Genomic DNA, 12,126 nt, shown 5'->3' on the forward strand with positions numbered 1-12,126 from the left:
CGTTCCGCCGCGGTGCGTTATTTTGGCGGCAAGCGCACGCCGCCATCCAGACGGATCACTTCGGCGTTCAGATAGCTGTTGGTCAGGCACATCAGGACCACGTCCGCAAATTCCGCCGGATCGCCAAGACGGTTTGGAAAGGCGACCTGGGCGGCGATGCCCTGCTGCACCTCGGGCGGCAGTTCTGCCAGAAGCGGTGTCAAGAAGATGCCAGGGGCGACCGTGTTCACCCGGATGCCGAAACGCGCAAGTTCACGCGCAGCCGGAAGGGCAAGCGCCACGATTCCGCCCTTTGAGGCCGCATAGGCGGCCTGACCGACCTGCCCGTCAAAGGCGGCGACCGAGGCTGTGTTCACAATGGCGCCGCGCCCGCCGTCGGCATCGGGATCGTTCCCTTGCATCCGTGCTGCGGCAAGGCGCAGCATGTTGAAAGTTCCGATCAGGTTGACGCGAATGGTGCGTTCGAACGCGTCGAGTGCCATCGGCCCTTCGCGGCCGACAATCCGGGCAGCCCCGCCGATTCCGGCACAGTTCACCAGCCCACGGAGGGGACCCATCGCGGCAATCGCGTTGTCCAGCGCAGCACCTGCGGCTTCGTCCGTCACATCAAGCGCCAGCGCATGGCCCCCGATGGCGGCACCCACCCGCGCCGCGCCTTCGGCGTTGCGATCAATCACCGTGACCTTTGCGCCGCGCTTGGCAAGCGCCTGCGCCACAGCCTCACCCAGACCCGACCCGCCCCCGGTGACCGCGATATGTGCGCCTGCGATCTCCATCATTTCTTTCCCTTCCAGTCGGCCAGAATGACGTGGGGCCCGCCTGTCCAGAGCGAGGCTGCAAGATCGGCCCGTTCGCGCAGGACGGCGCGCTGATTGACGGACCCTTTGTCTGTCACCTCACCCCGGTCAAAGCTGAGCGGTTCTTTAAGGATGAGAGCGGCGACCACGCGGGTCGCGCTGCCCGTGGCCGCGCGGGCATGGGCCGAAAGCCGTTCCGCAAGGGTGGCCTGCACGGCCGGATGGGCCAATACATCGTCTGCACCGCCCGCAAGCTCGCGCAGGGCGATCCAGTTCGGAACCAGAAGGGCGCGAAGATCGTCTTTCTCTTCGCCAGCGATCACCGCGTCCGAAATGAGGCCGCCCATCGCATTGACCAGTGCCGCCCGCAGAGCGCCTACGGCGACCCATGTGCCCGTGGCCAGTTTGAAGTTCTCGGCCAGTCGGCCATCAAAGATGAAGCCTGCGGCGGGTTCATCCGGTACGGCATAGCGCAGCGCATCGCCCAGTTTGTAATAGCCTTCTTCATCGAAAGCCGCTGCCGTCAGCGCCGGATTGCGCCAGTAGCCCGGCGTGATCGATGGGCTTTTCAGCCGCGCCTCAAGCTTGCCCTCTTGCGGGACCAGCTTCAGCGTAACGCCAAGGGCAGGCACGCCGATATTGCCGGGGCGATCCTTTTTGTCGCTGTAGTACAGCGCGAAGGGCCCGGTTTCCGTGGCGCCAAGACCCGACACGATCGGCACGCCGCCCACCACCTTGCGGGCGGCCACGGCGGCAAGACGATCCCAGACCGGCTGGCTCATGCCCGCGCCAGCATACATCAGCATCCGGAGGCGCGAGAAGAAGGTATCGGCCAGCGCCTCATCCGTTTCCATTGCGTCGAGAAGGAATTGATAGCCCACGGGCACGTTGAAGTACCATGTCGGGGCAATTTCGCGCAGGGTGCGGATCGTGCGGCCGATGTCGTTTGGTGTGGGGCGGCCATCGTCGATGTAATAGGTGCCACCATGGAAGATGGCCATGTTGAACACCTTGTTGCCGCTGGCGGTGTGGTTCCACGGCGCCCAGTCCACCAGAACCGGCGGCTCTTGCGACAGAAAGGCATAGGCGTCTGCGATCATCACCTGATTGGAGCACAGCATGGCCTGGGTCTGGATCACCGCCTTGGGGCTGCCTGTGGTGCCAGATGTGAACAGGAATTTTGCCACCGTTTCAGGCCCGACAGACGCATGGGCGGCATCTGCCTCGGGGGTTGGTGTGGTGGCGAGCAGGCTGTCATACGACAATGAGGTGCGGGTATCGCTGCGTCCGGTCTGGCTGACGAGCGCGACATCGGGCGACAGAACAGCCTCTATGGCAGGCAGGAACCTTGCGGCATGATCGGCAAAGACCATTCCCGGCGTCAATTGCGCCACAACCTGCGACAGCTTTCCCCGATCCTCGCCCGACAGGGCATAGGCAGGTGACAGCGCGGCAGAAGGGATGCCGACATGCTGCGCGCCCAGAGCCATCAGCGCATGCGACAGGCTGTTGCCGGACAGAATCAGCAAGGGGCGATCCACCGAAAGGCCCTGTTGCAGCAAGGCAGACCCGATGGCGCGGATCGCCTGCGCGCCCTGCCCATAGGTCATGCGCACCCATGTGCCGTCGGCACCGCGTTCGGCCATCCATAACCGGTCAGGCGCCACGTTGGCCCAGTGCATGAAGCGTGCGGTCATGCAGCGCGGCCACGCGGGCAGTTCTGCCGTTTGCCGGATCAGGACCGTGCCATCAGGCCGGGTTTCCCGAAGCAGCGGCACCGCGCCGTTGCCAACGGATTGAAAAGTGTCGCCTGGCATGTTCCCCCCGAATGCAGCCGGATACCAGAAGATGACGGCCGATAGTTATTGAATATAACAGTAGGCGAGATGGCAGATTTGCGCAAGAGATGTTTACACCATAATGTTTATTCGATATAACTATCTCTGGGGCCCTGTGCGGGCACAAAGCCGCGAAGGAGCAGGACATGGACGGTAGCATTGAGCAGTTGGTGACCTATGAGCTGCGCGATGGCATCGCCCTGATCGGGCTGAACCGTCCGGCCAAACGGAATGCCATCAGTGACCGGGTGGTCGAGGCGCTGCATCTGGCGGTGGAGGCGGCCCAGCACGAGGCCAAGGCCGCCGTGATCTTTGGGGAGGGCAAGCATTTCTGCGCCGGGCTTGATCTGGCCGAACATGCAGAAAAGCCGTTGATCGCCGCAGTGCAGGGATCGCGCCGCTGGCACAAGATTTTTGACGGGATCGAACGGGGCGTCATTCCCTTTGTTGTCGCGCTGAAGGGGGCCGTTGTGGGTGGTGGGTTCGAACTCGCCGCAGCGGCCCATGTGCGTGTGGCCGAAGAGAGCGCCTTCTTCGGGCTGCCCGAAGGCACGCGCGGCATTTTCGTTGGTGGTGGCGGGGCAGTGCGGATTGCGCGGCTGATCGGATCGCAGCGCATGGGTGACATGATGCTGACCGGCCGCACTGTATCGCCGGTGCAGATGGAGCAGTGGGGCGGCGTGAGCTATGTGGTGCCCGAAGGCCGCGCACTGGAAAAGGCCATTGAGTTGGCCAAGGTCGCCGCGCAGAACGCGCCGATGTCAAACTATGCCATCATCAACGCCCTGCCGCGCATTCGTGACATGTCATCCGAAGATGGGTTGTTCGTGGAAAGCCTGATGTCGTCCTTGACCAGCGTGACGCCCGAGGCAACCGAACGCCTGCGCGCCTTTCTGGAAAAGCGCACGGCCAAGCTTGAAGCGCCGAAGGACTGATAGCCATGAACCTGGACGACATCATCGCCATCGACTTTCACACGCATGCCGAAGAGCCATGCAACTGCCACCGTGATGATGGTTACAACGAGTTTCAGGCGGGGATGGCGGCCTATTTCCGCAATCCCGCGGGCGTTGACGGCATGTTGCCAACCGTGCCGCAAACCGCCGCTTATTACCGTGAGCGCAAGATTGCCGCGGTGATCTTTGGCGTGGATGCAGAGCGTAACACGGGTTTCTATCGGCACAACAACGAGGAAATCGCCCAGTTGGCCGCCGAAAACGGCGACGTTCTGATCCCCTTTGCAAGCATCGACCCCGCTAAGGGCAAGCTTGGCGCGCGTGAAGCGCGGCGTCTGGTGCGCGAGTTTGGGGTCAAGGGGTTCAAGTTTCACCCGACCATGCAAGGTTTCTTTCCAAACGACCGGATGGCCTATCCGCTTTATGAGGCCATTCAAGAGGAAGGCGCCATCGCGTTGTTCCATACCGGGCAGACCGGCGTGGGGTCGGGGATGCATGGCGGCATGGGAATGCGGCTGAAGTATTCCGACCCGATTCACATCGACGATGTGGCGGTGGACTTTCCCGACATGACGATCGTGCTGGCGCATCCGTCCTTCCCGTGGACCGAGCAGGGGCTGGCCGTGGCCCAGCACAAGCCGAACGTCTATATCGACATGTCTGGCTGGTCGCCGAAGTATTTCCCGCAGATCTTCGTGCATTATGCCAACACCATTCTGAAGCATAAGATGCTGTTCGGATCGGACTGGCCTGCGATCACCCCAGACCGGTGGTTGAAGGATTTTGCCGATCTGCCGATCCGCGATGAAGTGCGGCCCCTGATCCTGAAGGAAAACGCGCGGCGCATTCTGAAGATGTAACCCGATGTATACATGGCAATCAGCGCTGCTATGCTGGTTGTGTATACATGGAGGGTGGCTATGGCATCGGAAGAACGCAGTTCCACGCACGCACAACGGGCGTTGATCACGCTTCGTCAGCGCATCCTGGGCGGCGATCTGCCGGGGGGTACCCGGCTTTATGAGGTGGCCCTGGCGGAGGAGCTTGGCATTTCGCGCACGCCCGTCCGTGCGGCCCTGTCGCGGCTTGCCGAAGAGGCATTGCTGGACCGCACGGCTGGGGGCGGCTTTGTGGTGCGCAGCTTTGCGGTGGCCGATGTGGTGGATACGATCGAACTGCGCGGTGTGCTGGAAGGCACTGCCGCGCGGCTTGCGGCAGAGCGGGGCGCACCCGAGGCATTGCTGGCGGAAGCGGGTGGTATCCTGCGCGGGATCGATGCGCTGTTTCGGGCTGATGTCTTTGATATGGAGGCATATTCGCGCTTCAATGCCGGATTTCATCACCTTCTTGCCCGTCTGTCGCAAAGTGAGGTTCTGATCCGCGAGATTGAACGGATTACGGCTTTGCCCTTTGCCTCGCCCTCGGCCTTTTTGGATGACCAGTCGCGGCAGGCGGAGCTGGTCAAGACCCTTGCCGCCGCCCAGGATCAGCACCGTGCCATCATCGAGGCCATACGCAATCGCGAGGGGTTTCGGGCCGAATCGCTGGCCCGCGAACACGCCCGCGCGGCGCGGCGGAATGTCGAGTTTCTACTGACACATGAAGCGGCGCTGCGGGAAGGTGTGCCCAGTCTGGCAATTCTGGCCAACTGAAGGGATTTGTATACATAATGGGGTGAAATTGGGCGAGTTTCGCTTGATATGATCCGAAATCCCTCGCACTATGTATACATATCTCTGAGGGAGGAGAAATCGATGGCGCAAAGCCTTTCAACCGCGATGGCCGCGGCCGGCAATCCTGTTACCATGCTGCGCAATTCCAAGGCCGGTATGTATGTCTATCCGGTCGTGGCGCCGGAATTCCAGAACTGGCGCAACGAACAGGTGGCCTGGCGTCAGACTGCCGTGCTGTTCGATCAGAGCCACCACATGGACGAAGTGATCGTCGAAGGCCCGCAGGCGACCGAATTCCTGTCGCATCACGGCATCAACTCATTCTCGAATTTCGACCTGAACCGCGCCAAGCACTTTGTTCCGGTCACGCCCAACGGCCATGTCATCGGCGACCACATCATCTTTCGCGAGCGTGAGGACAAGTACATCCTTGTTGGCCGCGCGCCGACGTCGAACTGGCTGATGTTCTGCGCGGCTTATGGCAAGTGGAACGTGCGTCTGCGCTATGACCCGCGCAGCCCGTCGCGCCCCGAAGGTGAGCGCGTGCTGCGTGAGCATTACCGTTTTCAGATTCAAGGCCCCGATGCGCCGAGGATCTTTGAGAAAATGAACGGTGGTCCGGTGCCGGACATCAAGTTCTTCCACGTCGACTGGATCAATATCGGATCGAAAAAGGTGCAGGCTCTGCGCCATGGCATGTCGGGCGCGCCCGGTTTGGAGATCTGGGGGCCTTACAAGGACAAGGATTACATCCACTCGACCATCCTGCAGGCTGCGCGCGATGCGGGTGTGAATCTGGTGCAGTGCGGCAGCCGTGCCTATTCGACCAACACGCTGGAATCTGGGTGGATCCCTTCGCCCCTGCCCGGGATCTATACCGGTGACGGCATGTTGAAGGACTATCGTGACTGGCTGGGTGCCGACAGCTATGAGGCCGCAGGCGCCATCGGTGGCAGCTTCGTGTCTGACAACATCGAGGATTATTACGTCAACCCGTTCGAGCTGGGTTACGATTTCTATATCGGTTGGAAGAAGGACGATTTCATCGGCAAGGCCGCGCTGCAGGCGATGAAGGGTTCGTCCAAGAACCGCAAGAAGGTCACCTTCGAATGGAACCGCGACGATGTGCTGAAGGTCATCGCGTCGAATTTCGAACCGGGCGTGCCGTTCAAGTGGATCGATTTCCCGCAGCCGAACTATGCGTCTTCCAGTGCTGATATGGTGATGCAGGGCGACAAGATGGTCGGGATGAGCATGTTCAACGGCTATTCCTACAACGAACGCTGCATGCTTTCGCTGGGGGTCGTGTCGCAGGATGTGCAGGAGAATGACATCCTGACCCTGAAATGGGGCGAGCCGGAAACGACTGGCAAAACCTCGACCGAGCCGCATCGCCAGACGGAAATCCGCGTGCGCGTGGCGGCCACGCCCTATGCCGCCGAGGCGCGCACCAACTATGCCGATAGCTGGCGGACCAAACGCTAACTCCCTGAAGCCTCGGGCTGTCCCTTCAGGGGCAGCCCCTTTTTCTGGAAGGTTTCCCCATGGCGACGCTGCTGCTGATCCCGGGCCTCGTGTCCGACGGATTTGTCTGGACCTCTGTGACCGCCGCTCTGCAAAGCGTTGTGGCTGATGTCACGACCCAAGCAAGTATCCCCGATATGGCGCGCGATCTTTTGGCCCGGCATTCAGGGCGTCTGATCCTGGCAGGCCATTCGATGGGCGGGCGCGTAGCCATGGAGATGGCCCGAATGGCACCGGGGCGTATTGCCGGGATGGCCCTGCTGAATACCGGTATCCACCCACGGCGCGAGGGGGAAGAGGCCAAGCGTCAGGCGATGATCGATCTGGCGAATGGTCAAGGCATGGCGGCGCTGGCGGCGGCATGGCTGCCGGGCATGTTGCGCGCGGGGGCCGAAGCCGACCCTGGACTGATGGCAGACCTGACAGCGATGTGCCTGCGCATGACGCAGGCCATTCACGAACGCCAGTTGCGCGCGTTGCTGGACCGGCCTGATGCGGGGGCAAGCCTTATCTTCAAGGGGCCCATGCTGCTGGTGGTGGGACGGCAGGACGTCTGGAGCCCGATTGCCCAGCATGAAGACATTGCCCGCCTGTGCCCGCAGGCCCGGCTGGAGATCATTGAAGATGCGGGTCATTTCGCGCCTGTCGAACAGCCGGCGGTGGTTGCAGCGGTTGTGGCGGACTGGGCGCGCGGTGTGGCCGCAGCAGATGCCGGGCTTGACCGTATTCCGGATACGCCCCTGTTTGACCGGCCCCGGTCCAATACCGGCTATGCGTTGAACAAGATGGCGATGGGTCTGTCCACGCCCGAAGGCCGCGCAGCATTTCTGGCGGATGAAACGGCCTATCTGGACCGCTTTGCCCTGACGCCCGAACAACGCAGTGCCGTGCTGGCGCGGGATTGGGAAGCGATGGTCCGACTTGGTGGCAACCTGTTCTATATCCTGAAGATTTCGGCTGTTGACCCGACGCCTATCCGCGCGATCGGTGCAGCCCAGGCGGGGATGAGCCTTGATGCGTTTCTGGATACCCGGCTGGGGAAGGTGACAAATGGCTAGATTGATTGGCGGGATCGGCACGAGCCATGTGCCCTCTATTGCTGCGGCACTCGATAAAGGTCTGCGGCATTCGGACGAGTGGAAGCCGTTCTTTGACGGTTATACCCCGGCGCAGGATTGGGTGGCGGCGCAAAAGCCCGACATCGCGGTGGTGATTTTCAACGATCATGGCAATGCCTTTTTCCTGGACCGAGTGCCGACGCTGGCCCTTGGTGTAGCCGACAGCTATGCCCCGATCGATGAGGGTTGGGGTCCGCGTCCGGTGCCATCCTTTGAGGGTGCTGCCGACTTTGCCTGGCATCTGGCCGATCAGATGGTGTCGCGCCATTTCGACCCGATGATCTGCCGCGAGCTTGATGTGGACCATGGCATGCAGGTGCCGATGGAACTGGTCTTTGGCAGGCCAGAGGCCTGGCCAGTAAAGGTGGTGCCGATCCTGGTGAACACCATCCAGTATCCGATTCCCACGCCGCAACGCATGTGGGATCTGGGACGCACGCTGCGCGCTGCCATCGAAAGCTGGCCAACGGATGAGAAGGTGATTGTGCTGGGCACCGGCGGATTGTCGCATCAATTGCAGGGTGCGCGGGCGGGCTATATCAACCCGGCTGAGGATCGCAAATGGATCGCCGAGATCGGCCCGAACCCGCAGCGCTATCGCGACATGACACGCGAGGATTATGTCGAAGTGTTCGGGTCAGAAGGGGCGGAGTTGATCATGTGGTTGGTGATGCGCGGCTGCATGGATGAGACGGTGAACACCTTGCACCGCCACTACTTTGCCCCCGCCTCGATGACCGGCGCGGGCATGGTGTTGCTGGAGAACGCCTGATGTATTTTCTGATGGTCTGCCCGCATCATCCGGGCGCCGATATCGCCGCCCTGCGCGATCAGTTGCGCCCGCAGCACCGCGAATGGGTGGCCTCGGGCGGCAATGGATTGGCCCGGGTGTTGACAGGGTCTGCGCTTTGGAACGGGTCCGGCGAAGGGATTGGGAACTTTGGGATCATCGAGGCTGCCGATGAGACCGCCGCCCGGGCCTTTGCCATGGGCGACCCCTTTGCCAAAGGTGGCGTGGTCAAGCGCGTGGAACTGACGCGCATGGCCGATACGTTTCAAGCAGGACGCATTCAGCCGCTGACAACGTCGGCCTAACAAAAGCGGCAAAGGTCATGCCTGTCGCACCTGCACCAGATTGCCCCATGGATCGGCCAAAGTGACCATTGCTCCATCCAGCTTGCCGCCTTTGGCCAGCATCGCTTCGGCAACGGTATCAAAAACAGCGAGGTCGGCTGCGATCAGATCAAAGGCTGCAAGGCCGGTGATCGTGCCCGAGCGTTTCGGTGCCCCCTCGCTCTGCCAGGTGTTGGTGGCAATGTGGTGGTGATATTGTCCTGTTGAATAGAAGGTGGCGCCTGGCAGGCGGGCGGTCACATCCAGATTCAGGATGCCGTTGTAGAAGGCCTCGGCTTCAGGGATACCACCGACACGCAGATGGACATGGCCCACGGTCATCGTATCTGGCACCCGCGACGTGGGTGAAGCGACACCGCCACCCGACATGACGATGGCCTGTATGTCAGCCTCAAGGCTGGCCATCTCGATCTTGTCACCCTGCCAGGTCCACGCGTCTCGGGGACGGTCGGCATAGACCTCGATGCCGTTGCCTTCGGGGTCTTGCAGATAGAAAGCCTCGCTGACCAGATGGTCGGCTGCACCGACAAATTCGGTTCGGTCCTCGATGGCGCGCAGCAGCCATTGGCCAAGTGTCGCTCGATCGGGCATAAGAAAGGCTGTGTGAAACAGGCCGGCAAAGCCTTGCGGTTCAAGGTCGATGTTCGCGCGCCGTCGCAGGGTCAGAAGCGTGCGGCTGCCCGCGCCAAGATGCGCCTCATCACGGTCCTGATGGAGCAGGTGCAGACCGATGACCTGCTCATAGTAGCGCGCGACAGTCTCAAGATCGCGCACCAAGAGCAGGGGGGCACCGGGCCGCAGCGGGGCATCGGCCGTGTCGGCAAAGGCAGGGTTGGGGGTCATGACGGTACCAAGTATGGGAGCAGCACCTACCACCACCGTCGCATTCATGCCCCCTTCAAGCAAACGACGTCTGGTAAGATTTTGCATTTCAGGCTCCGCTGTCATTGTGGCTCGATGAAAAAGGATGGGGCCGGGAACAAGGCCGGGCTTTGATCGCGGATCACATTAGCCGTGCGGTGCGGCCTGTCCCGCGGTCGCGTGTCCAGATAGTGCTGGGTAATCAGGGTGCGAAAGCCCTCGGCGCTGATGCGATAGTGGATATGGGGCGGGCGGGGCCAGTATTCCTTTGGGAACAGCGACAGCACTTCGAACCGGCCATCAGCTTCAGTAATCAGGGTGCCGCGCAGATCAAGCGCGTCGTCCTGAAAGTCGCTGTAATCGCCGTTCTGTTCTGGGTAGTAGCGGCCAGAGCCATCTGTCTGCCAAAGTTCCAGTATCGCGCCGGGAACCGGTGTTTCCGGCGCGGCGGCGTTCAACACCCTGCCGACGATCCGCATCGTCTCGCCTGATTTGCCAAAGCGGTTCAGATTGGAAACGACGGGCATGTTCGAAATGTAGAACGGACCCTCCATATCGCTGGCGGTGGGGATCATCGCTTGTTCTGCTGCCGCCCGCCCGACGGTCAGGCCGAGGCTGGCCGGAACCATCGCGGCGAATTGCAGGAAACGGCGGCGGGCGGGTTGTCTGTTGGTCTCGGTCACGCGCTGTTTCGCCTTATGAAGGGTTCGGGGCCTGCAATCAGGCCCCGAAGGTTGCTTTGTCATTCCATGGGTTCAAACATTGGCAGACCTGACGCTGTTTCAAGCACCTCGGCCTGCAAGACGTCCCAATGTTCCGCGATCTTGCCATCCTCGACGCGGAAAATGTCGACCACGATTAAAGGGGTGGGCGCGATGCCAGTGTAGCGGCCGTGGATGGCGACCATATCATCCTCTGCGATCACCATCCCGATTTCATATTTGAAACCGGGGGGCAGGTTGGCAAAGGCCTCACGGATCACGGCGCTGCCGGAGGGAAACAGCGGGTTGCGCTGCTGGTAGTCTTCCGCCCAATAGCGATCCACCGCTGTGACATCGCGGTTGATGAACAGCTCTGTCACCGCATTGACGACGAAATCCTTGTTCGAGGATTCCGCCAGCGCGGGGCTGGCAATTGCAGCCCCGGCCAGCCCCAGCGCCAATGCACAGGTTTTCAGTGAGATCATTCGTCGCCTCCAGTTTGCACAGTTACAGATGTCAGCCCGGGAAAGCCGCCGCCACGCCACGGTCGATGGCAAAGGCAAAGCCCAGATCTTCGGTCCCGACCAACAGTTTGGCGCGGAACTCTTCGGCATTGGCCGACTCGGCGCGCGCTTTTTCCCAATGGTCCAGATAGGCAATCGTCGCGTCGAAGACGCTGGCATCATTGGCGCTGCCGGATTTGCGATGGCCCGGAATGACCGTTGCCGCACCAATCGCGCGCAACGCCTCGACGCTGGCACGCCAAGGGGCGATTCCGTCGGTGGTGGCCACTTCTTCCATCCACAGATGCGTGTCGATATAGGCGATATCTGTCGCAATCAGCGTGTTGAGGCTGGGAATATGTACCGGCGTGATGAGCGCGGTGTCGCCCGCCATTGGGGGCAGAATCTCGATCCGCTCGCCTTCCAGCATCAGGTGATCGGCGCTGAGCGCCTCGGGCAGGACGAAACGGTCAGGAAAGACACCTGCCGGGGCGCCGCCGGCGATCTGTGCGTGCATCGGGGCCAGCATCTGGGACAGGATCCCCTGGATGTCAGTCTGCGCATAGGCCTTTGCGCCGGGGAAGCGGTCCATAAGGATCGGCAGGCCGAGAATATGGTCAGGGTGAATATGCGTGATAAGGATGCTTTCCAGTGTCCGTCCGGTGGCGGAAATCATGTCTGCCAAAAGGCCCGCATTCCCCGTGGTGAACTGGGCGTCGATCAGGACGGCGGATTTTTCACCCAGGATCACCGTGCTGTCGACCAGAAGGCCCGCCTCATCCGAGGTGAAAAGTTCGGTTCCCGATGCGGCAGCATGTGCCAGACCCGGCAGCAGGGCGGCAGCAGCGCCGCTTGCGGCCGCGGTTTTCAGAAGTGTTCTGCGGTTCAAAAGTTCCATTTGGTTTCCTTTGTGTACCTGGTATAATTTAGGTACCAACCACATAGTTGATTTGCTAGAGTGAGAAAAGGAGGCACTATTTGGTAACCTCCAAGAAACCCGGATCCGTTAAAGGCGAACCAG

At 61.4% G+C, this 12,126-nt stretch carries 13 protein-coding genes; 7 read left to right on the forward strand and 6 right to left on the reverse strand.

The features are described from left to right. Window positions 1-17: 17 nt before the first annotated feature. Complete coding sequence (locus RSE12_05205) at window positions 18-776, reverse strand: SDR family NAD(P)-dependent oxidoreductase (GenBank protein WRH64742.1); 759 nt, start codon at window positions 774-776, stop codon at window positions 18-20. Beyond that, a complete protein-coding gene (locus RSE12_05210) occupies window positions 776-2,614 on the reverse strand; it encodes a feruloyl-CoA synthase (protein WRH63739.1) in 1,839 nt (612 codons plus the stop codon). Before RSE12_05210 ends, RSE12_05205 begins: the two co-directional genes overlap by 1 nt. A gap of 167 nt (window positions 2,615-2,781) precedes the next feature. On the opposite strand from RSE12_05210, the gene RSE12_05215 reads away from it, so the two are divergent. The 7 genes from RSE12_05215 (at window position 2,782) to RSE12_05245 (ending at window position 9,001) form a co-directional block, all read left to right on the forward strand. Beyond that, on the forward strand, window positions 2,782-3,570 hold the full coding sequence (locus RSE12_05215; GenBank protein WRH63740.1) for a crotonase/enoyl-CoA hydratase family protein: 789 nt from the start codon (window positions 2,782-2,784) through the stop codon (window positions 3,568-3,570). Window positions 3,571-3,575: 5 nt separating this feature from the next. Continuing rightward, window positions 3,576-4,451 carry an amidohydrolase family protein gene (locus RSE12_05220; GenBank protein WRH63741.1) on the forward strand — a complete coding sequence of 292 codons (876 nt, stop codon included), beginning with the start codon at window positions 3,576-3,578 and terminating at the stop codon, window positions 4,449-4,451. Between the two features lie 60 nt (window positions 4,452-4,511). Next, complete coding sequence (locus RSE12_05225; protein WRH63742.1) at window positions 4,512-5,243, forward strand: GntR family transcriptional regulator; 732 nt, start codon at window positions 4,512-4,514, stop codon at window positions 5,241-5,243. Window positions 5,244-5,345: 102 nt separating this feature from the next. Further along, on the forward strand, window positions 5,346-6,749 hold the full coding sequence (locus RSE12_05230) for an aminomethyltransferase family protein (GenBank protein WRH63743.1): 1,404 nt from the start codon (window positions 5,346-5,348) through the stop codon (window positions 6,747-6,749). A 59-nt stretch (window positions 6,750-6,808) separates the two neighbouring features. After that, complete coding sequence (locus tag RSE12_05235) at window positions 6,809-7,846, forward strand: alpha/beta fold hydrolase (GenBank protein WRH63744.1); 1,038 nt, start codon at window positions 6,809-6,811, stop codon at window positions 7,844-7,846. Then, complete coding sequence (locus RSE12_05240; GenBank protein ID WRH63745.1) at window positions 7,839-8,678, forward strand: class III extradiol dioxygenase family protein; 840 nt, start codon at window positions 7,839-7,841, stop codon at window positions 8,676-8,678. Before RSE12_05235 ends, RSE12_05240 begins: the two co-directional genes overlap by 8 nt. Beyond that, window positions 8,678-9,001 carry a YciI family protein gene (locus RSE12_05245; GenBank protein ID WRH63746.1) on the forward strand — a complete coding sequence of 108 codons (324 nt, stop codon included), beginning with the start codon at window positions 8,678-8,680 and terminating at the stop codon, window positions 8,999-9,001. The genes RSE12_05240 and RSE12_05245 overlap by 1 nt, the downstream gene beginning before the upstream one ends. Window positions 9,002-9,016: 15 nt before the next feature. On the opposite strand, the gene RSE12_05250 is transcribed toward RSE12_05245, so the two are convergent. The 4 genes from RSE12_05250 to RSE12_05265 form a co-directional block, all read right to left on the reverse strand. Further along, window positions 9,017-9,883 carry a VOC family protein gene (locus tag RSE12_05250; protein WRH63747.1) on the reverse strand — a complete coding sequence of 289 codons (867 nt, stop codon included), beginning with the start codon at window positions 9,881-9,883 and terminating at the stop codon, window positions 9,017-9,019. A gap of 101 nt (window positions 9,884-9,984) precedes the next feature. Beyond that, entirely contained in the window at window positions 9,985-10,584 is a 600-nt protein-coding gene (locus tag RSE12_05255; protein ID WRH63748.1) for a hypothetical protein, read from the reverse strand. 59 nt (window positions 10,585-10,643) lie between these two features. Next, the gene (locus RSE12_05260) at window positions 10,644-11,087 is read right to left on the reverse strand and encodes a nuclear transport factor 2 family protein (GenBank protein ID WRH63749.1); all 444 of its coding nucleotides are present in this window, start codon (window positions 11,085-11,087) and stop codon (window positions 10,644-10,646) included. Between the two features lie 31 nt (window positions 11,088-11,118). Further along, window positions 11,119-12,003 (reverse strand): MBL fold metallo-hydrolase, encoded by an 885-nt coding sequence (locus RSE12_05265; protein ID WRH63750.1) that lies wholly within the window; start codon window positions 12,001-12,003, stop codon window positions 11,119-11,121. Window positions 12,004-12,126: the final 123 nt, after the last annotated feature.

Source organism: Fuscovulum sp., assembly GCA_035192965.1.
Lineage (GTDB): Bacteria > Pseudomonadota > Alphaproteobacteria > Rhodobacterales > Rhodobacteraceae > Paragemmobacter.